This window comes from Jeotgalicoccus aerolatus, assembly GCF_014635205.1.
GTDB lineage: Bacteria > Bacillota > Bacilli > Staphylococcales > Salinicoccaceae > Jeotgalicoccus > Jeotgalicoccus aerolatus.
The window spans coordinates 79,478-100,607 of record NZ_BMCN01000003.1 but is presented as its reverse complement, the minus strand read 5'-3'; the positions used below and the strand labels follow the sequence as shown (position 1 = coordinate 100,607).

Sequence of the window (21,130 nt, the reverse complement as noted above, 5' to 3'; positions counted from 1 at the left end):
AATTAAATCCTCTCCAAGGTGTATTTATATTTCCCGAGCAGTGAACCTGCTTCAAATAAATCGTATTTAATGACCAGTTTTTCTGTCTCTGGTTTGAGTGTATGCGTCACAATTTCAAAGTGGTGTCTGCCCGCCGGAGAGTCGTAAAACGTATCCGTTTTGACACCTTCTTCAAAATAAAAATTCATATTTATAATGCCCCGACGCTGAAGTTTAACGAAGCCGTCTCCAAGTCTGACCGTAACGTTTAATTCATGTTCGTCGAGCGCTTCTGTATACCGTAAATAGGTATCTTCTTTGTGCATGATATCTACGTCCAGCTGCTGTTCGTATTTCGTTTCTTCATCGTGCATAAATACCAGCTGTGTCAGTTTATATTTTGCTGTCTTTTTTTCAGTCATTTTTATCACCTGCGTATCGTAAATTATATCATATAGAAAGTATGGCGGACCTATAAAAATATTAAAAAAAGGCAGGGCATATGCCCCGCCTTTTTGTCCTAGTTATATGTCTATAACTACTCTTTATTTTATCCGTAGATTCACTATTGTGCAATGTCTAATCTAAAAGACACAAAAAAGACATATCTTTTCATCTTAGTTTTCAAGCGCCTGCTGCATATCATGTGAAATTTTCCACATTTCTTCATTGTGATTCATTAAGAAATGCTTCAATGTTTCTTTTGACTGGCCGTCCAGAACATCGAGCTTAATTCTGCCTTTCATCGCGTCATCTAAACTGTTGACGTGTTCATGCATCATTTTATAGCCCCGTCGTTTCTCTTTGTTGACCATTAAATAGCACGCTCCGGCTCCGTTATATATCGGACCTTCTTCCGCACGTTCTACAGCAACCCAAACGAGGAAATATTCTTTCGCATCCGGGCCTTCTGCTTCTGTCTTATCTTTGATCCATTTCACGCGTTTTTCCACTTCGGCTTTGCCGTGCAGGCCGCCGATATCGAGCACTGCTTCCTGAGTCTCGATATTAATATAAACGGGCGCGATATTCTCCAGACTGATTGAGCCGAAGTTCTGCCCTCTGTGTCCGTCAAGCGGATCGTTTTTTATAATATTGAATTGGAATCCAGGTTTTTTATCAGCCAAATTGCTGCCTCCTAATCGAGTTCGTTCAGTAAGTTAATAATTTCTGCTTTTACACTTAAATCTTTAATGGCGAGTATTTTTTCTTTTGGATAATACAATCTCGAACCCAGACGATGAATGCCTGTAATCGAATGAATAATCGCCGACTGGGAACTAATTTCCCTAATGTCGCCATTCGGCCGCAGCAGATGTATCGGCCGCCGGTTTCTGTTCTGGCCGGGTCGGTCGTAATCGTAAGGCAGATCTGAATAACTGTCGCTGAAAACATAATAATCGGGATCAATTCCCGCTTGACTATACAGCTCATTCAGCTCGGAAATAGTAATAATCGAACCGTCGAATGGTAAATATTTAAACAGATCCCGGTTGACGAAGCGTTCTGCTAAATCGCTCAGAATTTCATCGTCTTCGTTAATCCATTCCTGCAGATAAAAATTCACGACCATCTCGTCTAAGCGCAAGTAATCATGGACTGTGACATGTTCTTTAAAAAACGGGATGAGATAGGCCGGGTGCTGCTTAAACTCATAATTTGATTCATACAACGCCTTTGCCCGCTGCATGACTAAGTTCAGCATCACTTCCCCGCCCCGGGAGACTGGATGGAAGTAGACTTGCCAGTACATCTGATAGCGGCTCATTAAGTAATCTTCCACCGCGTGCATGCCGCTTTCTTTAATCAGCACTTCATCTTTAGACGGGCGCATCACACGAAGAATGCGCTCCATATCAAAAGTACCGTAACTGACGCCGGTATAGTAAGAATCCCGCTGCAGATAATCCATGCGGTCTGCATCGATTTGACTGGAGATCATACTGATCACCAATTTGTTCGGATGGGTTTTGTTAATCACTTCCGCCACTTGACGCGGGAAATCCGGCGATACTTTTGACAGTACTGCGTTAACTTCTGTATCTTCTATAATTATTTTTTTAGTATATTCTTCATGATCTGTATGGAATATGTCTTCAAAGGTATGTGAAAACGGTCCATGGCCGAGGTCATGCAGCAAAGCTGCAGACAGGGCAAGCAGACGGTCATCTTTATTCCATTCAGGATACGCTTCAAAGTTTTCAATCATGCGCCTCACAATTTCATAGACGCCGAGCGAATGATTGAAACGCGAATGCTCTGCACTGTGAAATGCTAAATATAAAGTGCCGAGCTGTTTAATTCTCCGAAGCCGCTGAAATTCTTTCGTTTTCACCAAATCCCAAATGACCTGGTCGCGGACATGGACATAGCGGTGAACTGGATCTTTAAAGACTTTTTCTTCCTGTAATTGTTTCTTGCCGTAGTCACTCATCGTCACGCTTTTACGCCTCCCTTAACACCCCAATAATATCATAAAACAGCCGGCTCGGCCGACTGTTTAGTTTAAGTTTACTGCATAGATTTTGAACCGCGTTTTCCAACCATCAAGAGGTAGAAAATACCTGCCAGAATAATCGGTACAATCAGCCATAAGTACATGCCGCCGTATCCTGTAAACGGGATTGCCAGACCGAGTATTACCGGACCGAAACCAAGACCGATTTCTAAAATAATGAAAAATGTCGATGTTGCGAGACCGACATTTTCTTTCGGCGCCACATTCACACAAATAATCTGAGCTGCCGACTGGAAGTTCCCAAAACCGAGACCAATTATAAAGCCTGCGATTAATATAACAATACCGCTCGTTGTGCTGCCGAGTAAATAAAATCCAATCGCCATAATGATAAAGGTCGGGTAAATCACCACGTTCGGACCTTTTTGGTCGATAAGACGTCCTGTAAACGGACGAGTGGACAGCACCGCTGCTGCATACACAATAAAGAAGAAGCTGGCAGCTGTTACCACGTCAATTTCAATCGCATAAGTATTTAAAAAGGACAGGACACTGGAATATGCTAACCCCATTAAGAAAATAGGCATGAGCATCCTGAGTGAATTTTTTTCGATCAGTACAAATTTTTCGGGTTTGACTGCTGTTTCTTTTGTCACATTATTAATTTTAATTAGCGGAATCATTAAAATAACGATCAGCATTAATATACCAACGTAAATCAGCATCGTTTCAAAAGAGATATGTTCGAGGAGTAAAAATGCAATGAACGGTCCGACCGCACTGGCCACAACCATACTTAAACTGAAGTAGCTAATTCCTTCGCCCCGGCGCTCTTCTGGTACTGAAATGGTCGCCAGCGTGTTTAAAGCTGTGCTGATCATTCCTGTTGCAAAGCCGTTTAACAAACGCGTCACAATTAAAAATGTCAGGCCGAAATCAAAGAAATATAAAATATAAGTTAAGAAATAAAGTACTGTGCCGCTCATCATAATCTTCCGGGCGCCGAGATGGTTAATCTGATATCCGGTAACACCCCGGCCGATCAAAACACCAACGATAAATATGCTCGCAGCAAAGCCTGCGATACTCGGGTTGACATCATATTTTTCAATGGTGTAGTTCCCCACTGTAACTAAAGTAGAATACATTGCCCCCATTAAGACGAAATGGAAAGCAAAAATTGCGATAAATTCTTTTGTCCAAATTTTCGGTGCATAAGCACTTGTTGCCATGTTATTACTTCTTTCTTCAAAATTAAAAAACCAGTATGCAGTATACTGGTCAATCAAACGATACGTATTTCCGGTTACGCGCTTCAATGTTTCGTAAAAATTGTGCGTACTGCAGCGCCTGTTCATTATCCAGCACCGGGAAGGTCTCAAGTTCTGCGCCCATTGACCGAAGTGCGTTCAGCGTCCGTTCCTCAACCTGCTCTATGGATAAGTCCATACCGAGCAGCTCATTCAGCGACGCCATTTTATCCGGATTAATATTAGGATAAGAAAATTTCTCGCTGAGCAGCGCATTGGCATCCCGATAAAATTCCTTCATCATTTGCGCACGCTTCGCGCCGCTTCCAGTGACGCTCAAATAAATTTGTACCGCGACGCCGTCCTTTATACGCCGCTGAGATATACCCGCAAATTTTTTGCCGCTAATACTCAGGTCGTAAGTGCCTGGACAATAGCTCTCAGTAATTTCATACGCTTCAATATGTCCTTCAGGAAACATTTTTTTCACTAACATAGTCATGATATCATAACCATTTTCAATATACTGGAAATCTGCTTTAGGCAGTATTAAAGAGATATTCAAGACACCTTCATCCAGTACGACGCCTAAGCCGCCGCTGTTTCTGACGATATAATTAAAACCTGCATCGTTGATGTAATCGAGACCGTACGTTAAAGACGGCAGACGTGCATCCTGGAGCCCCAATATAATGTACGGTGAATGCACCCAAAACCGCACTTTCGGTATGTGATCCTCACTGATCTGATGCTGTAAAAAGTCATCGAAAGCAAAAGATTCGAGCGGGTTTTCCGTCTGTCTTTTATCGATCACCTGCACCGGTCCTTTAAATATTTCAGCTGTCATGACGATTCGCCATCACCTGCGTTGCTGTGAATAAAGCAAGGTTGTACACTTCTTCAGTCGTCGTACCGCGTGACAAGTCGTTTACCGGCTTATTCAAGCCTTGTAAAATCGGGCCGTACGCTTCGAAGCCGCCGAGACGCTGGGCAATTTTATAGCCGATATTACCCGCTTCAAGCGATGGGAAGATAAAGACATTCGCCTGGCCTTCAAGCGGTGAATTTGGAGATTTTTTCTCTGCAACACTTGGTACAAAAGCTGCGTCAAACTGTAATTCTCCATCGATTAAAGCGTCCGGGAGTTTATCTTGTGCGTATTCTGTTGCCAGGCGCACTTTTTCTGCTTCTTCTGTTTTCGCTGATCCTTTTGAAGAAAAGCTGAGCAGGGCAACGCGGGGGGTAATGCCAAAACTCATCGTCGTTTTCGCTGTTTCGACAGCCACTTCCGCAAGTTCTTCAGCGGTCAATGTCGGATTAATTGCGCAATCTCCCATGACGTAAAGCTCATCGCCGCGGCGCATAAAGAAAATACCGCTCGTTTTCGACACGCCTTCTTTAGTTTTAATAATTTGAAGCGCCGGGCGCACCGTATCCGGTGTAGAGTGCATCGCGCCTGAAACCAGACCGTCGGCATAGCCGGTATGTACGAGCATTGTTCCAAAATAATTCACATTTTCAATAATATCTTCAGCCTGCTCCTGTGTGACTTTGCCTTGTCTGACTTCACAGAAATCAACCGCCAGCTGCTGGCTTAGGCTGGACGTTTTTGGGTTTAAAATTTCAAGCCCGTCTATATTAATATTCTCTTCATCTGCAACTTTTTGAACGGCATCCGCATCGCCAATTACAATCGGATGTACGTAATCGTGTTTTAAATGTTCAGCTGCAGCAGTCAGGATTCTTTTATCGGTTCCTTCAGGAAATACAATTTTTATATTTTCACCATTTAAATTATTTTTAAGATCTGTAATGAATTTACTCATTATATCCTCCTTGGCTACTATACTTTAAGTATATTATACGTGTTTTGTCACATCTTTTAAATAGAATCTCTTGTTAAAACGTTTTCCATAGGTCTAAAATAGTAGTAATGAATGAAAAGGGAGAGAGTAAGATGAGTGAACCGGTAAGTACAATAGACGGCTGGTACAGCTTACACCTGCTTTACAGCGTAGACTGGGCAGGTTTGCGTGTGCTGGACAAAGATGAAAGAGACGCTTTAACAACAGAACTGCAGGCATTTTTAGACCGCCAGCAGGCAGTGCATGAGAAACACGAGGGTGACTATGCGTTTTACAACATTATGGGCCATAAGGCGGACATCATTTTCTGGCTGCTCCGTCCAACTGCAGATGAGTTAATCAACCTTGAACTTGAAATTAATAAGCTGGCAATCAGCGATTACTTAATTTCAACATACTCATACGTTTCAATCATTGAAATGAGCAGCTACCTCGGCGGCAACAAGACACCTGAAGAAATGATGGAAATTCCACACATTCAGCAGAGATTATATCCTTCACTGGAAAAATCTAAATACATCTGTTTCTATCCGATGGATAAAAAACGCGACCTTGATGACAACTGGTACATGCTGCCGATGGAAGAACGCAAACAGTTAATGCGTGACCACGGTATGATTGGCCGCAAATACGCCGGCAAAATCAAACAGTACATCACAGGCTCACAAGGCCTCGACAAATACGAATGGGCAGTCACTTTACTGTCAGACGACATGCTCGAATTCAAAAAAATCATTTACGAAATGCGTTTCGATGAAACAAGCGCACGCTACGGCGTCTTCGGCGACTTCTACGTCGGCGGACACATACCAAACGACGCAGTTGCGGACTATTTCGGATAACTTTCACGGCCCCCTGGATCAGGGGGCTGTTTTTTTGTGGGTGGCGGGTGTTCATCGGACTCTATTTCCATGCTCCGTTCCAATGAGGGTGGCTCATTGAACTCCAAACCCGTATGCGTTCCAATGAGGGGGGCTCATTGAACTCCAAGCCCATTTACGTTCCAATGAGAACAGCTCATTGAAACACAAGCTCATTTACATTCCAATGAAACTCGCTCATTGAACTCCAAGCCCATTTACGTTCCAATGAAACACGCTCATTGAACTCCAAACACATTTACATTCCAATGAGAACAGCTCGTTGAACTCCAAGCCCATTTACGTTCCAATGAGACACGCTCATTGAACTCCAAACACATTTACATTCCAATGAGACACGCTCATTGAACTCCAAACACATTTCCACCGCAAACGAGCTGCGATCCTTCAACATTATATTCGAATTCCTATACCTTTGTCTTTATAACGCTGATTTTCTCTAATTTGATTGATTAATTCTTCAACGTTTTTACTTTTAAGTTTATATTCCGATTTTTTCCCTTGAGCAATGAACTCACAATGCTTTTTCATTATTCGATAAACCGTTGTCTTGCTCACCTGATAGTCGATAAAATACAATAAAGCAGATCTTGTCATCGGGATGTCTCCAAACAGTATCTCGAAATCTCCCATCGCTCTTAACAAACTGGTTTCATTACTTTCTACAGATCCGCAACGCGTGCAGATCATTTGAAAACGTCCTTTCTTCAAATCAAAGCCTTTACAGTGTCCGCAATACAGTCCCCTACGAATGTTAAACAGATCTGCTGTTTCAGTAAAATATGGGTTTTCGACAGCCCGCTGCAGTATTTCCTGGGCGATATGCAGTGCTTTATCGCTTCGCACGGTCTCGTTCATCTCCCTAAAGTATTTTCTCATTTGATTTCGTAAGACAGCTTCTTTTAAAACATAGTTATTTTCAGTCGCGAGCCGGAAATCGTCATTTGGAAATATCAAATTCCCTGCCACTTCAAAATCCAGCTGGCAGTCATTTCTCATCTTCTTCAGCCGGCTTTTCGCTCTGCTCAGCTGAGCAAAGGCATTATCAGGCAATTCACGATTCGCTTTATACCAGTTGCCATTTTCAAAGCGATAATCTCCAGAAATATTTTTAATCTCATTCACCGCCACATGATCTCCCGTCACAATAATACTGTCGTATTGAGCAACGGTTTTTCCCATAGGCAGATAAAGATCACGCAGCACATAAATATTCTCGTGCCCGCTGTCATCGAGTATTTTATCGTATAGACATTCACCCTCGTATCCTTTTTGAAGTGTTATAAATGCGTAATTTTCTTCAGACGATAAAGGGCTCCTAAGAGACAGTGCGTTATAGTACAGCAAGGCTTTCGGCGGTTGACGATTATTTAAAAACATAACTTTTCCTCCTGAAATAAAAATCCCTCTACCCTATATATAGGGCAAATCGGCGATTTCCTTTTAAAAAAGTCATGTAAATACAATTTTCGTAAAATTGCTGGTAATATTACACAAGTAGATTCATTTCTGTATTAATTTGTAAACACCGTTCCCAGCACTCTTTTCTACCGTCCTGGTTTTATTTTATGAGATAATGGTTATATATAACTATCTACCGATTAGGAGGAAAATTCATGGGACGTTTACTGAAACGCGCAGCTATTTTCATAGCGCCAATTGTAATCAATAAAGTGGTTCAAAAATTCCTTAATAAAGATAACAGCAGCACTTCAAAAGGGAAGAAAAGAAAATAAAAATTAAAAAACCACCTGACATGATTAATGTTAAGTGGTTTTTAACTGTTTAAAGGAGAATAGCTATGCTGACACAAGTATCACCGAACGTTTACATACTGCCGTTTGACAGTGACCGGGACCGGCCGAATCTCGGCTATGTTCACGGCGACAATTTTAGCGTCCTTATCGATGCCGGCAACTCAAAATCGCATCTTGAAACGATGCTCGATGCGATTAAAACAGCGGGTCTTCCGGAACCGAAACTAGCGCTCATTACCCACTGGCACTGGGATCACACTTTCGGCATGCATGCATTTTCCGGCACGACGATAACTCATACGACAACTAACGGTATTCTAAAAGAACTCACTGCATGGGAATGGACTGAAGCGGCCATGGCTGAACGCCTTAAATCCGGTGCAGAATGCGAATTCTGTCATACCCATATGAAAATAGAGTACGAGGATATTTCGGAAATTAAAGTCGTTCAAGCTGACGTCGAATTCAGCGGCGACCTGACCTTGAACCTGGGGAATATTACAATCGAAGTGACGCCGGTCGAAAATCCGCATTCAGAAGACGGCGCGGTGATTTTCATCCCTGAAGATAAAGTACTCTTCGCCGGCGACGCCGACACGGGTGATTTTTACAAACTGGACGGCGGCTATGATCAAAATAAATTTTACAGCTATATAAAAACCGCGGAAAGCATCCCTTACGAGACTTATATCCACGGTCATTTAGCGCCGATGACGCCGGCAGAAGTATCGGTATTCAGAAAAGGAATCGAAAGCTCAGACTTATAAGTTATTTTCTCTCTAACACAAAATATAAAACGGGTCCGACAATATTTATAATGATGACGACCGCAGCCCAGGCCGCCCGGTTTAAGTATTTAAAACGGCGCTGCCTGGCAATCATAATCAGTGCGGAAATCATTAGAAGCAGATGGAATATCGCTAATGGAATTAGGAATGGCAGCAGTTCTCTGACATTGATACTCATCTATATCCCCCATAACCGCTATTTATTTATATAAAATAATGTATTATTACTCATTACCCGTTATCAATCAATTTATTCATATAAATTAAGGGGCTGGAGTATAAGTATTTCCAGCCCTCTTTTTACACTTTATTCTTTCCATTTCAGCTCGATGAGCGGCCGCGTCAGATTCACTGCGGTCCTGCTCGAGAAGACGATAACGATGACCGACGTCAGCAGCAGGAAGATGAATATATCAAGCCAGCCGTTATACGACAGTACTTCATACACTCTGAGCGGCTGAATTATAAAGCCGTGCAGCAGGTAAACGTATAAAGTTTTCTCGCCGATTTTTGTTAGCCAGCCGAAATCCCCGGATGGAATCAAAGCGATCATGCTGACGATTAACAAGGCTGCCAAAATATAAATAACGAGCCGCATCAGGCCGCCGCTGATTTCTGCTTCTAATTTTCGGTAAGCCACTGCACCCGACAGCCAGTCTGTATCGAGTGTCACATCTACGTTGATATATAGATAAATAAAAGTAAAGAGCGCTGCCATGAAGACCAGTCCTGCGATTTTCAGGCCGCTGGTTTTTATCGCTTTAACATGTTCTTTCGTCATAAAATATCCTGCTAAAAAGAACGGGAAAAAGACCAGTGTTCTCGACATGCTGAGACCGTAGCCAAACAGGTCTGTATAGCCGACCGCGATGCCGATAAACACCGCGATGCCCACGCTTAAAATTGTTGGGATTTTTTTAAACAATACTAAAAGAATGTGCCATGAAAACAGGCTGATTAAAAACCACATTGCCCATTGCGGGTGCGTCACACCGGAATACCAGTCTTCTTGTCCCATCAAATAATATAAGACTGTGTACAGGCCCTGGAAAATTAAATACGGGATCAGCAGTTTTTTAGCCAGATTTAAAATATACTTCGGTTGACCGATACCTTTAGCGAAAAAGCCCGCCAGCATAATAAACATCGGCATATGGAATATATAAATAAAGGCATAGACTGAGTTAATCAGCTGCGAATCGACTGCGAACGGCTGAATCATATGACCAAATACGACAAGAAATATTAAAATCAGTCTCGCGTTGTCAAAAAACGGCATGCGGTTCATGATTAGCTTCCTTTCACTTGGATAGTTTCTGCATTGCGTTTCATTCTATTAAAAAAGTTCTGAGATTGGAAGTAATATCTCATGATACAAAAAAAAGAATCTCTGCAGCAGAGATTCCAGCTTTGTTATTATTCTCTTATTGTACTGACTCTTCCTGCAGTCTGATTGAATCTGTGTCCGTATCCGCATCATCACCAGGTTCTGCGCTCTCTATCACTTCTTCAGCAATTGTTTCACGCTGACCTGACCAGTGAATAAGGTGACTCTGGTATGCTGCTCAATAAATTAAAAAATCAGGATATCGATATAGTCCTTTTAATCCGACCTGGCATTACAGAGCACTTCGATATGAAAGCACTCCCTGCAGAACAGAGCATTTTAATCGTTCCGGACAGCTGGGCGCCGTCGCTGCCAGAACAGCCAACGATGAAAGAGATTGAACATTTACCTTTTATTATGCTCGGCGCTATGGAAAATTATTCTTTTCATACAAACTTGCTCGAAGCTTTTAAAAAGTATCATATCGAGCCGAATATTGTCATCGAATGTAAAGATATTCCCATCCTCGTTGCCCTCGTCAACCGCGGACAAGGCATTTCTATTATTCCAAGAATGAACTACAAATCATTATTTGCGGAGCATTTAAAAATTTATGATTTCCCTCAATTTGAGTCGAGCGTTGAACCGGTCGTCATGAAATTAAAAGATGTTCCGATTACTAAGGCTGCTGAAAAGTTCTGGAATCTTATTCATTAAATTATCTAAAATAAAATCCTTGTGTTAACTGCTATCTCAGCAGCTGACACAAGGATGAGAACATATATTTTACCTGATTTTTATCGGTATGTTTTTAATAACCGCATATAGGATCCAATTATAAATTACAATCAGGATAATCATCAGCAGTAATCCCAAGTAGACCATCATGCCATCCAGTGTACTTAAATAATTCAGCAGCTGCTCACTAAACAATAGCAGTGTAATCGCTAATATACCCGACAGCACTGACAGCATGCCTGCCCAGAACCCTCTCATAAATGAAGCCGAAATCAGCAGCCCGGCAGCCCAGAGTAATAGTCCGCTTAGAAAATGGAATATCACGTATACTGTTTCACTTAAGTACCTGAGATCTTCTTCGAATAAATAATCGCCTGAAAATGGTGTGAATGACAGAATGGATGACACTATTCCTGCAATTGCTGTAATCATTACCATCGTTATAATCCCTGTAAGAACAACTGATTTAAAGAATGTTTTTCTTGAAACACCCATTCCGATTGCCCATTCTAAAAACCCTATCATAACGATAATTCCAACGACTAACATATAGGTCCGATTCGCTGTAAACGTAAAGCCAAAGAATGACGACATCGCTTCATTAGAGAAAATATGTGAAATGATATATATAATCAGCAGTACTCCGAGATACCAGAGAGACCATACTGGTAATATATATGAAAATACTTTTGTTGTTTCTTTTAATTTAGTCGACATGGTTTACACTTCCTCTTTCTTACTATTCGTCAGACTGATAAACATCTCCTGCAGTTTTAAAGGCGATATATCAAGATTATCGTCTGCTGCAATGTCCATTTCTTCATATGAAAGTTTGCCCAGCACAGTATCGATCTGCAGTGCACCTAAAAACTTCACATTAATAACATGTTTACTGTCTGTAAACGCTCTGACTCTTTCTGCTTTCCCTGCAACTGTATAACCTTTTTCAAGCAGTTCATCCGTTGATTCATGAAGGAGGATTTTCCCATTATGCATCATAATAATATCGTCGAATAAATGCTCCATCTCCGAGATAATATGTGTTGAAAGAATAATAATACGCTCTTCACGGTCTTTAGCTGCCAGCACTTCACTGTAAAATAACTCTCTCGTCGGTGCATCCATACCGTTAGTGACTTCATCGAAAATCGTCACTTTTGATAAAGATGCGAGGCCAAGCGCCGCATTGACAGCAGCCTGCTGTCCCTGAGACAGACTGCTAATTTTTTTATCTTTGTCTATATCGAATGTCTTAAGCAGTGTAAATCCATAGTCAGTGTCGAAATCATCACGGTAAATCGGGCCGCTCTCAATGTACTCTTTAACCGTGTCAGTTTCTCCTGATGCATCTTTCACGTTATAGAGGAAATTAATATGCTTCATAACCGCATCATTTTCATACACAGTTTTGCCGTCCAGCGTTATCTTTCCATTCGTTGTTTTTCTGTAAGACGCTATTAAAGACAGCAATGACGATTTCCCGGCACCGTTTCTGCCCAGCAGTCCGTAAATTTTACCTTGTTCCAGTTCCAGACTGATATCCGTCAGTATTTTGTCTTTTTTAATATTTAAATCAACATGTTCAATTGATAATGTCATTCACTTTCACTCCCATTCTTATCGATCATTTTCTGTATATCACTTTCTGATAAATCCAGTTTTTTTGCTTCTTCAAGCATTGGTTTTAAATAATTTTCTACGAATCCTTGCCTTCTTGAAGCCAGCAGCTTTTCTCTTGCACCTTCTGCTACAAACATTCCCACACCTCTTTTTTTGTATAATACGCCTTCATCTACGAGCTCTGTCACACCTTTTGACACAGTAATATGATTCACTTTGAAGTAAGTAACGATTTCATTCGTCGACGGGATTTTATCGTCTTCAGTTAATGTTTCATCTATAATCTGGTCTGCCAGCCAATTTCTGATTTGCTCATAAATCGGCATTTTCTCATTCAGCAAATTCGACACATGACAGCCTCCCTTCCCATTCAGGAATTTTTTTAATTTCATAAGTAAACTGGTTATATATCTATGTATATAACTATATAACCTTTTTAATGTTCTGTAAACCATTCTGCATAAAAAAACCGTACGTTTACTCTAAATGAGCAGACGTACGGTGAATATTCTGTATTATATTTTAGCGATTCCGATAATCACAAGTGCCCAGCTGATTAGGAACATCACGCCGCCGATCGGCGTGACCGCACCGAGGATTGAAATTCCTGTAAATGCCAGCACCATCAGTGAACCGGTGAAGAATACGATCCCCGCTGTCATGAACCAGCCTGCAGCAGTCAGGAACTGTGCACCCGTCACTTGTATTAAAATTCCGATAGCGATTAAACCAAGTGCATGGTAAAACTGATATTTAACCGCAGTTTCCCAAATCGCTAAATAATGTTCGCTCAACTTTCCTTCCAGTGCGTGGGCACCAAATGCGCCGCAAGCCACCGCGATAAATGCGTTGACCGCACCTAAAATTACAAATAATTTCATCCGTTTTAAACTCCTCGTCTTTATTTTTTACTTTTATTTTTATTATAAATGATAAACAGCGAACCAAAATAAAGCAGCATACTGAAAATCAGCAGCCAGCTGCTAATTTTTAATATTTGCGCTTCCGGTACATAGAGCAGTCCAGCCAGCAGTATTGCAAAACTGGTGTATCTGATGTAATTTACTGTTTTTTTCCACTGTTTTTTATAGTGTTCATGCAATTGATTTTGATATTTACTCAGCCAGAACGTTAATAAAAAGCACACGATACTGACGATGATAAAAAACATCATGCTGCAGACCTCCATTAAAAATCAAAAATATCTTTGCCGTTACCGTCATCATCCTCGTCTGCTGACGATTTTGCAACAGGTGTCCGGCGGATTGTCACATTTTCTTCTAATTCAGCTGCCGTTTCCCCGCCAGTTTCATCCGATTCCGAAATGAGTCCGAGCAGCGTTTCCATCGCATAGGCATGTTTTTTCACATCGATGCCCGCTTCTATAAACTGAAGTTCTTTTCTTAACTCCGCAGCGATCCGCTTATTCATTATGTTCACTCCAGTCAATCGCCCCGCGGCCTTTATCCTCTAAATATTCATTCGTCTGACTAAACGGTTTTGAACCGAAAAAGCCTCTGTAAGCCGATAAAGGACTCGGGTGAACCGATGTAATAATATGATGCTTATCTGTATCGATTAATTTAATTTTAGTTTGAGCAGGTTTACCCCACAAGATAAAAACCACATGCTCCAGATTGTCTGAAATTGCACGGATAATATCATCCGTAAATTTCTCCCAGCCGAGCCCTCTGTGAGAATTGGCATCACCCGCATCAACAGTCAGCACTGTGTTTAAGAGGAGCACGCCTTCTTTTGCCCAGTCCGATAAATTCCCCTGTGTTCTGACCAGACCGAGGTCGCTTTCAAGTTCCTTATACATATTTCTCAGCGACGGCGGAATTTTAACCCCTTCATTGACTGAAAAAGCCAAACCGTGCGACTGACCTTTGCCGTGATATGGATCCTGTCCGAGTATCACTGCTTTAATACTGTCAAACGGCGTCAGTTCAAATGCAGTATATATTTCTTCCTCAGGCGGATAGACTTCACCCGTTTTATAGCATTCATTGATCGTCTGTTTCATCGACGTAAAATCATGTTGATTGGTAATGTCATGAAAAATCTCCTGCCAGTTTAAATCCGTCATTTGTTCACGCACCTCCATAATGAAATTTCATTATATCATCGATGTAAGCAATGCTCTAGAATTACACGGCTAGTTATAGTAAAATGACAATATCTATCAGTAGAATTAGGGGGCAATACTATGGCACTTGCAAAAACGTTAACAATCGCCGGTACTGATGTCAGTGGCGGTGCTGGAATTGCAGCAGATTTAAAAGCTTTTCAGGAACACGAAACTTACGGCTTCAGTGTTTTAACCACTGTCGTCTCAATGGAACCATCTACCTGGTCTCACCGAGTGAGCCCGATTCCAATAGAAGATGTTAAAAATCAGCTGGAAACAGCTTTATCTTTAAATCCCGATGTAATTAAAACGGGCATGCTGCCTTCAGAAGAAGTTGTAGAACTTTCGAAGGACGCATTTTTAAACTCAAATGCTAAACACTTTGTCGTCGATCCGGTAATGGTATGTAAAGGGGACGATGAAGTTTTAAATCCTGGCCTTGTAGAATCAATGATTGAAAATCTGATTCCAAATGCCACGGTTGTTACACCGAACTTGGTCGAAGCTGGTCACTTGGCAGGTGTGAAAACACCGCGTACGCTCGACGAAATTAAGGAAGCAGCTAAATTAATTCATGCTAAAGGTGCCAATTATGTTGTCGTTAAAGGCGGTACAGGGATTGAAGGGGATTCTGCAATCGATGTCTTTTACGACGGCAGTGAAATGCACCTGCTCGAATCACAAAAATTCGACACAGCATTTAACCACGGTGCAGGCTGCACATTTGCAGCATCCATCGCAGCAAATCTTGCCAACGGTAAATCACCGCTTAAAGCCGTACAGCTTGCTAAAGCATTCGTTACCAGCGCAATTAAAAACGGCTGGCAGATGAATGAGCACGTCGGTGTCGTTCGGCACGGTGCTTATAACTCAGTAGAAAAAATCGACGTCGTAGATAAAGTATTGAACTAAGAGATAGCTTGCTATCTCTTTTAATGTGATAACCGATATTATGATTATAGGAGTTTTCTGCTCATGGAAATGAAGAAGATAAATAAAACAGATGTCCAGGACATCCTGACAGGTTTTGAAAATACACCGGTCTACCTTCACGTTGAGATTACTAGCGGAATGTATGCCAGTCATTTAGATGATAATGTATTTAATGCGGGAACTTTCCTTCGAAATATTCAAGTGAAATTTATTCAAGCGACTATCCGCGGCGGCAACCGTTCTAAAGAGCACCGCGTCGGCTTAAAACTCGACAACGGCGGCTGGGTTTACGTTCTCGGCCTGACTCACTATATTGAAGGTGAGAATGGGGAGTTTATCATGCACGGCTTTAATAATGAGGGCAAGCTTGCCTCAGCACTTGAAATTTCATCACAACCATTCTTTAAGTAGGAGGAAATTACATGGATTTTTCAAAGGAAAATCACGTTTTAGTCGTTTTCCCGCATCCCGACGATGAAGCATTCGGAGTCAGCGGAACGATAATGAAATATATAGATGCCGGCGTGCCTGTCACATATGCCTGCCTGACTTTCGGCGATATGGGACGTAACCTCGGCTACCCGCCTTTCGCTACCCGCGAATCACTGCACTCGATTCGTAAAGCTGAAGTCGAAAAATCTGCAAGCATTATGGGCGTTAATGATCTCCGTCTTTTAGGCTACAGAGATAAAACACTTGAGTTCGAAGAACACGGCAAGCTTAAAGGCGATATTACAAAAATGATTGAAGAACTGTCACCGACGCGTATTATTACTTTCTATCCCGGTTATTCAGTTCACCCGGACCACGAAGCAACAGCTGATGCTGTCATTGAAGCGCTCGGGGACATCCCTCATGAGAAGCGTCCTGCTCTTCAGCTCGTTGCTTTTGATAATCGTACATTCGATGATCTCGGAGAACCGGATATCGTTATCGATATCGAAGGATTTACAGAACGTAAACTCGATGTCATGGCGGCACACCGCTCTCAGACAGGAAAATTACTGGAAGATCTCGCTGCAGATACACAACAGGGTGATGATGCCAGAGACCGCTGGATGAGATACGAAAACTTTTACAGTTACGAAATTGACTAAGGAGCATATAAATGGAAGAATTTGACTTGACGACAAGAGAAGGTCGTTTTAAACATTTCGGTTCCGTCGATCCCGTAGAAGGAACGAAACCGAAAAATAAAGAAGAGATGGCAGATTTACAAAACTCACGTAAAGACTTCCTTTTTGAAGTCGACTCTGTCGGAATTAATAATTTAACTTATCCCGTAATTATCGGTGATTTTCAGTCTGTCGGTACTTTTGAATTGGCAACAAGCCTGCAAAAAGATGAAAAAGGCATCAATATGAGCCGTTTAATCGAATCTCTCGAAACAGTTAACAGCAGCGGTGTTCCGCTTAATTTTGAAACCATTAAAAATTTATTAACCACACTCCGCGAACGTATGAAACAAAACTCAGCAGAGTTAACGGCCAGCGGTAAATGGTTCTTTAACAAAATGTCACCTGGAACTAGCTTAAGTGCAGTGGCACATGCTGATGTGTTCTACTCAGCTGCCTTCGACGGCGATTCATTTACACGTAAGCAATTCGGTATGACAGCACAAGTCACGACACTTTGCCCATGTTCAAAAGAAATCAGTGAATACAGTGCACACAATCAGCGCGGCAACGTTAAAGTACTGATCGATATCGATGACAGTGTTGAACTGCCGGACACATATAAAGAAGACTTATATGAAATACTGGAGATCAACGCATCGAGCCAGCTGTATCCAATTTTAAAACGTACAGATGAAAAAATGGTGACTGAACGCGCCTATGAAAATCCGCGCTTCGTCGAAGATCTGATTCGTCTGGTTGCATATGATTTAGTAGAACTGGACTGGGTTAAAGGTTTTGAACTCGAATGCCGCAATGAAGAAAGTATTCATCAACACGATGCATTCAGCCGTTTAACTTATCAAAAATAATATAAAAAGAACGCCAGTGAGTCCGCATTCAGCGAACTTACCGGGCGTTCTTTTTTTGTTTAGCACTTAATCTTAAATTTTTAAAAAATGATTTCAGCATGGTGCTGCACTCTTCTTCAAGTACCCCGCTCACGACGTCAGCACGGTGATTAAACCGCGGTTCGTCCAGCAGATGCATCAAACTGTCGACCGTACCGCCTTTTTTGTCAGCAGCGCCGTAAACAACAAGCGGTACTCTCGACATAATAATTGCACCTGAACACATGACACACGGTTCCAGGGTGACATACAGGGTGCAGTCTTCCAAACGGAATGAGCCGACGGCTTCAGATGCTTTCTGAATGGCAAGGAGTTCAGCGTGCGTAACCGGATTCTGCGTCGTTTCACGTAAATTATGCGCCCGGCTGATTATTTCACCGTCTTTTACAACGACAGCGCCAATTGGCACTTCTCCGAGCGCTTCTGCTTTCTTCGCTTCATCGATGGCCGCCTTCATAAATTCATTATGCATCGAGCAGGAACTTCCCCTCTTTATCATATAAATCCATCACACTGTCGACGATTAAGTCGGCACCGGCTAAATGTTCCCGCTCGCCAGTTCCAGACAGCACACCGACAGTATACAGTCCTTCATCATAGCCAAGCATAGTGTCCGCAGCATTATCGCCGATCATAACCAGATCTTTAATATCAAAATTATGTTTATCGATAAAGCCTTTAATAAAACCGAATTCCGGTTTGTGATAATCATTGTCATCGCCGCAAATCACATCAAATATATACGGCTCCAGCTTAAATTTTTCGATAAATTTGAGCGTTGATGCTCTGCTGTCACTCGTCACAATGACATTTTTATAACCGTTATTCAAACCATGCGCCAAGACTGTGTTCACGCCGACGATCAGTTCCATGTCATCAGACAGCATCTGCAGGTTTTCTTCGTAAAAATCTTTAGCCCACTTTCCGCCGCCTGTTCTAAATGATTCAAACACTTGATGAATGTCGCTGCCGGTCCCGGAAGCGATCGTAGAGTTCGCTTTAATTTCACCGTCGATATAACCGAGTTCTTTGGCTACATCGGGAATAATTTCCTCGGCATTAAAGCGTTCGGCAAAATCATCGATACATTTTTTGGCGTATGGTGTCCAGAGTTTATGAAAGTTTAATAGTGTCCCATCCTTATCGTATAAAAGTATACGGTCCATTCGTCACCCTCCGCGAATCAGACAGGACATCTCTTAATCCTGACTGACTTTTTTCTGTATCGCTTCTATCATTGTATCAGTCATCTTGTCCAAATCAAAAGAAGCAGTAAAGCCCCATTGGCGTTTTGCTTCTGATGCATCGATGCTGTTCGGCCATGTTTCAGCAATGCCCTGTCTCACAGGATCGACATCATAAGACAGCTCAAAATCAGGATAGTGGCGGCGTATTGATGCTGCGACCATTTCCGGCTCGAGACTCATATTCGTGACATTAAAGGCATTGCGGTCTTCAAGTTTACTGCCGTCCGCTTCCATCAGGTCGATAATCGCCTGAATCGCATCGTCCATATACATCATATCCATGTATGTGTCTTTGCCGATAAACGAAGTATACTTGCCGTTTTTAACTGCTTCAAAGTAAATTTCTACAGCGTAGTCCGTCGTACCGCCGCCCGGCTCTCTCACGTGAGAGATTAGACCCGGGAATCTGACACCGCGAGTATCCACGCCGAATTTATCGAAGTAGTAGTTGCACAGCAGTTCTCCCGATACTTTGTTCACCCCGTACATAGTCGTCGGACGCTGAATCGTTGTCTGCGGTGTATTTTCTTTCGGTGTTGACGGTCCGAACGCTCCGATTGAGCTCGGTGTAAAGAATTGCAGGTTGAGTGCACGTGCTGTCTCCAGTGCATTCACTAAACCGCCCATATTAATATTCCAGGCCAGCATCGGATCTTTTTCACATGTCGCACTTAATAAGGCCGCAAGATGCATAATCGTATCTGCTTTAAATTCCCTTGCAATGCGTTCCATCGTGTCATAATCCGTTACGTCCATAATTTCAAACGGATTACCTTCAAGCGGTGAATCTGCAGGTGCTTTAATATCGGTCGGCAGAACATTCTCCTCTCCGTAAATTTCTCTTAATTTAACGGTCAGCTCCGTACCGATTTGTCCGAGCGCCCCTGTTACTATAATTCGTTCCATAATTGTTTCCCCTTATCGAAAAGTTTGTGTTTTAGTTAATAATGCCCAGTTCACGGCCGACTTTCGCATAGATTTCAAGCGCCTGATCGAGCATTTCTTTAGTATGTGCTGCTGTCGGCATGTTTCTCACGCGTCCAGTCCCTTTTGGCACTGTCGGGAAGACGATCGATTTTGCATATACCCCTTCTTCTTTCAGGCGTTTTGAGAATTCCTGCGCTTTTTTCTCTTCACCGATAATACATGGTGTAATTGGCGTTTCAGAGTTGCCGATTTCAAAGCCTAAATCTTTCAGTCCGGCTTTTAAGTAATCGCCGTTTTCCCAAAGTTTATCGTGCAGTTCAGTTGAAGCCATTAATGTTTTAACCGCTTCTGTAATTGCCTTCGTGTCGCCTGGTGTTAATGAAGTTGAGAATAAGAACGGACGTGCCGCCACTTTAAGGTAATCGATTAAATCCTGTGATCCGGCAACGTAACCGCCGACAACACCGATTGCTTTAGATAAAGTTCCCATTTGCAGGTCGATTTCTTTTTCCAGACCGAAATGTTTAACTGTTCCGGCACCTTTACCCATAACGCCTGAACCATGTGCATCATCCACATATGTAATCAGGTCAAATTCCTTAGCGATTTCAACGATTTCAGGAAGTTTAGCTACATCTCCGTCCATAGAAAATACGCCGTCTGTAATGTACATTACTTTTTTGTATAAGCCTGACTCTACCGCTTCTTTCGCTTTAGCGCGGAGATCGTCCATATCCGAATGATTGACTCGGATAATTTTCGCACGTGATAAACGGCAGCCGTCGATAATTGAAGCGTGATTAAGTTCATCCGACAAAATAGCGTCTTCTTTATTCATCACTGCCTGTATTGCTGCCATATTACAGTTAAAGCCTGACTGGAAAGCCACTGCTGCTTCAGTCCCTTTAAATTCAGCAAGTGTATTCTCAAGTTCAACATGCAGGTCAAGCGTACCGTTAATCGTACGCACTGCTCCGGCACCGACACCATGAGTTTTAATTGCTTCAATCGCTGCTTCTTTCAGCTTGTCGTTTGTTGCAAGACCTAAGTAGTTGTTAGAAGACAAGTTAATTAGGCGCTTGCCCGCTACTGTGATTTCAGGACCGTTTGCACCTTCTACTACATCTATTTCATTGTATAAGCCGTTGTCTTTCAAATACTCTAAATTCGATTGTAAATACTGCTCTAATTTTTGTGACATAT

Annotated in this window: 27 protein-coding genes; 7 read left to right on the top strand and 20 right to left on the bottom strand. The window is 42.1% G+C overall.

All coding sequences use genetic code 11. From position 1 onward, the window contains the following. Window positions 1-2 precede the first annotated feature (2 nt). The 6 genes from IEU81_RS08980 to pta all read right to left on the bottom strand — a co-directional run bounded on the left by IEU81_RS08980 (window position 3) and on the right by pta (window position 5,513). The gene (locus IEU81_RS08980; RefSeq protein ID WP_092597887.1) at window positions 3-401 is read right to left on the bottom strand and encodes a DUF1934 family protein; all 399 of its coding nucleotides are present in this window, start codon (window positions 399-401) and stop codon (window positions 3-5) included. Between the two features lie 195 nt (window positions 402-596). Further along, complete coding sequence (locus tag IEU81_RS08975) at window positions 597-1,106, bottom strand: YwhD family protein (protein WP_092597890.1); 510 nt, start codon at window positions 1,104-1,106, stop codon at window positions 597-599. A gap of 11 nt (window positions 1,107-1,117) precedes the next feature. Then, complete coding sequence (locus tag IEU81_RS08970) at window positions 1,118-2,419, bottom strand: HD domain-containing protein (RefSeq protein WP_092597893.1); 1,302 nt, start codon at window positions 2,417-2,419, stop codon at window positions 1,118-1,120. Window positions 2,420-2,490: 71 nt separating this feature from the next. Continuing rightward, complete coding sequence (locus IEU81_RS08965) at window positions 2,491-3,756, bottom strand: MFS transporter (protein WP_231957218.1); 1,266 nt, start codon at window positions 3,754-3,756, stop codon at window positions 2,491-2,493. Next, window positions 3,719-4,534 (bottom strand): lipoate--protein ligase family protein, encoded by an 816-nt coding sequence (locus tag IEU81_RS08960; RefSeq protein ID WP_092597896.1) that lies wholly within the window; start codon window positions 4,532-4,534, stop codon window positions 3,719-3,721. The genes IEU81_RS08965 and IEU81_RS08960 overlap by 38 nt, the downstream gene beginning before the upstream one ends. Then, window positions 4,524-5,513, bottom strand: a complete 990-nt coding sequence (gene pta, locus IEU81_RS08955; protein WP_092597899.1) for a phosphate acetyltransferase — start codon at window positions 5,511-5,513, stop codon at window positions 4,524-4,526. Before pta ends, IEU81_RS08960 begins: the two co-directional genes overlap by 11 nt. A gap of 131 nt (window positions 5,514-5,644) precedes the next feature. Between pta and hemQ the strand changes: the two genes are divergently transcribed. Beyond that, window positions 5,645-6,394 (top strand): hydrogen peroxide-dependent heme synthase, encoded by a 750-nt coding sequence (hemQ, locus tag IEU81_RS08950; protein ID WP_092597902.1) that lies wholly within the window; start codon window positions 5,645-5,647, stop codon window positions 6,392-6,394. 432 nt (window positions 6,395-6,826) lie between these two features. On the opposite strand, the gene IEU81_RS08945 is transcribed toward hemQ, so the two are convergent. Further along, on the bottom strand, window positions 6,827-7,813 hold the full coding sequence (locus IEU81_RS08945) for a nuclease-related domain-containing protein (protein ID WP_186089296.1): 987 nt from the start codon (window positions 7,811-7,813) through the stop codon (window positions 6,827-6,829). A 421-nt stretch (window positions 7,814-8,234) separates the two neighbouring features. Between IEU81_RS08945 and IEU81_RS08940 the strand changes: the two genes are divergently transcribed. Next, window positions 8,235-8,957, top strand: coding sequence for an MBL fold metallo-hydrolase (locus IEU81_RS08940; protein ID WP_092597908.1), 723 nt, complete (start codon window positions 8,235-8,237; stop codon window positions 8,955-8,957). A gap of 1 nt (window position 8,958) precedes the next feature. Here the strand turns inward: IEU81_RS08940 and IEU81_RS08935 are convergent, their stop codons facing one another. Together IEU81_RS08935 and IEU81_RS08930 are read right to left on the bottom strand one after the other, a co-directional pair. Further along, window positions 8,959-9,156 (bottom strand): PLDc N-terminal domain-containing protein, encoded by a 198-nt coding sequence (locus IEU81_RS08935; protein WP_092597911.1) that lies wholly within the window; start codon window positions 9,154-9,156, stop codon window positions 8,959-8,961. A 129-nt stretch (window positions 9,157-9,285) separates the two neighbouring features. Continuing rightward, the gene (locus tag IEU81_RS08930; protein ID WP_186089298.1) at window positions 9,286-10,266 is read right to left on the bottom strand and encodes an acyltransferase family protein; all 981 of its coding nucleotides are present in this window, start codon (window positions 10,264-10,266) and stop codon (window positions 9,286-9,288) included. Between the two features lie 270 nt (window positions 10,267-10,536). Here IEU81_RS08930 and IEU81_RS08925 point away from each other — a divergent pair, with 270 nt between their 5' ends. Further along, window positions 10,537-11,022 carry a LysR family transcriptional regulator substrate-binding protein gene (locus IEU81_RS08925; protein WP_092597917.1) on the top strand — a complete coding sequence of 162 codons (486 nt, stop codon included), beginning with the start codon at window positions 10,537-10,539 and terminating at the stop codon, window positions 11,020-11,022. A 69-nt stretch (window positions 11,023-11,091) separates the two neighbouring features. Here the strand turns inward: IEU81_RS08925 and IEU81_RS08920 are convergent, their stop codons facing one another. The 7 genes from IEU81_RS08920 to IEU81_RS08890 form a co-directional block, all read right to left on the bottom strand. Then, window positions 11,092-11,760 (bottom strand): hypothetical protein, encoded by a 669-nt coding sequence (locus tag IEU81_RS08920; protein ID WP_092597920.1) that lies wholly within the window; start codon window positions 11,758-11,760, stop codon window positions 11,092-11,094. Window positions 11,761-11,763: 3 nt separating this feature from the next. Then, window positions 11,764-12,642, bottom strand: a complete 879-nt coding sequence (locus IEU81_RS08915) for an ATP-binding cassette domain-containing protein (RefSeq protein WP_186089300.1) — start codon at window positions 12,640-12,642, stop codon at window positions 11,764-11,766. Beyond that, window positions 12,639-13,013, bottom strand: coding sequence for a GntR family transcriptional regulator (locus IEU81_RS08910; RefSeq protein WP_092597927.1), 375 nt, complete (start codon window positions 13,011-13,013; stop codon window positions 12,639-12,641). Before IEU81_RS08910 ends, IEU81_RS08915 begins: the two co-directional genes overlap by 4 nt. Window positions 13,014-13,178: 165 nt before the next feature. Beyond that, window positions 13,179-13,544 (bottom strand): DUF423 domain-containing protein, encoded by a 366-nt coding sequence (locus tag IEU81_RS08905; protein ID WP_092597930.1) that lies wholly within the window; start codon window positions 13,542-13,544, stop codon window positions 13,179-13,181. Window positions 13,545-13,564: 20 nt separating this feature from the next. Further along, on the bottom strand, window positions 13,565-13,837 hold the full coding sequence (locus IEU81_RS08900; protein WP_092597933.1) for a DUF423 domain-containing protein: 273 nt from the start codon (window positions 13,835-13,837) through the stop codon (window positions 13,565-13,567). 14 nt (window positions 13,838-13,851) lie between these two features. Further along, the gene (locus IEU81_RS08895; protein ID WP_092597936.1) at window positions 13,852-14,094 is read right to left on the bottom strand and encodes a hypothetical protein; all 243 of its coding nucleotides are present in this window, start codon (window positions 14,092-14,094) and stop codon (window positions 13,852-13,854) included. Beyond that, entirely contained in the window at window positions 14,087-14,770 is a 684-nt protein-coding gene (locus IEU81_RS08890; protein ID WP_231957217.1) for a uracil-DNA glycosylase, read from the bottom strand. Before IEU81_RS08890 ends, IEU81_RS08895 begins: the two co-directional genes overlap by 8 nt. Before the next feature lie 102 nt (window positions 14,771-14,872). Between IEU81_RS08890 and thiD the strand changes: the two genes are divergently transcribed. The 4 genes from thiD (at window position 14,873) to folE2 (ending at window position 17,714) form a co-directional block, all read left to right on the top strand. Beyond that, a complete protein-coding gene (gene thiD, locus IEU81_RS08885; RefSeq protein ID WP_092597942.1) occupies window positions 14,873-15,706 on the top strand; it encodes a bifunctional hydroxymethylpyrimidine kinase/phosphomethylpyrimidine kinase in 834 nt (277 codons plus the stop codon). Between the two features lie 69 nt (window positions 15,707-15,775). Then, on the top strand, window positions 15,776-16,138 hold the full coding sequence (locus IEU81_RS08880; RefSeq protein WP_092598198.1) for a DUF1806 family protein: 363 nt from the start codon (window positions 15,776-15,778) through the stop codon (window positions 16,136-16,138). Window positions 16,139-16,149: 11 nt separating this feature from the next. Then, window positions 16,150-16,824 (top strand): bacillithiol biosynthesis deacetylase BshB2, encoded by a 675-nt coding sequence (gene bshB2, locus IEU81_RS08875; protein WP_092597945.1) that lies wholly within the window; start codon window positions 16,150-16,152, stop codon window positions 16,822-16,824. 11 nt (window positions 16,825-16,835) lie between these two features. Beyond that, on the top strand, window positions 16,836-17,714 hold the full coding sequence (folE2, locus tag IEU81_RS08870) for a GTP cyclohydrolase FolE2 (protein WP_092597948.1): 879 nt from the start codon (window positions 16,836-16,838) through the stop codon (window positions 17,712-17,714). 37 nt (window positions 17,715-17,751) lie between these two features. On the opposite strand, the gene tadA is transcribed toward folE2, so the two are convergent. Genes tadA through IEU81_RS08850 form a run of 4 tightly spaced genes read right to left on the bottom strand, consistent with a single transcriptional unit; the run spans window position 17,752 to window position 21,128 of the window. Next, window positions 17,752-18,225, bottom strand: a complete 474-nt coding sequence (tadA, locus tag IEU81_RS08865; RefSeq protein ID WP_092597951.1) for a tRNA adenosine(34) deaminase TadA — start codon at window positions 18,223-18,225, stop codon at window positions 17,752-17,754. Further along, the gene (locus IEU81_RS08860; RefSeq protein WP_092597954.1) at window positions 18,218-18,919 is read right to left on the bottom strand and encodes an HAD family hydrolase; all 702 of its coding nucleotides are present in this window, start codon (window positions 18,917-18,919) and stop codon (window positions 18,218-18,220) included. The genes tadA and IEU81_RS08860 overlap by 8 nt, the downstream gene beginning before the upstream one ends. Window positions 18,920-18,952: 33 nt before the next feature. After that, window positions 18,953-19,906 (bottom strand): NAD-dependent epimerase/dehydratase family protein, encoded by a 954-nt coding sequence (locus IEU81_RS08855; RefSeq protein WP_092597957.1) that lies wholly within the window; start codon window positions 19,904-19,906, stop codon window positions 18,953-18,955. A 31-nt stretch (window positions 19,907-19,937) separates the two neighbouring features. Continuing rightward, window positions 19,938-21,128, bottom strand: a complete 1,191-nt coding sequence (locus IEU81_RS08850) for a glycine C-acetyltransferase (protein ID WP_092597960.1) — start codon at window positions 21,126-21,128, stop codon at window positions 19,938-19,940. Window positions 21,129-21,130: the final 2 nt, after the last annotated feature.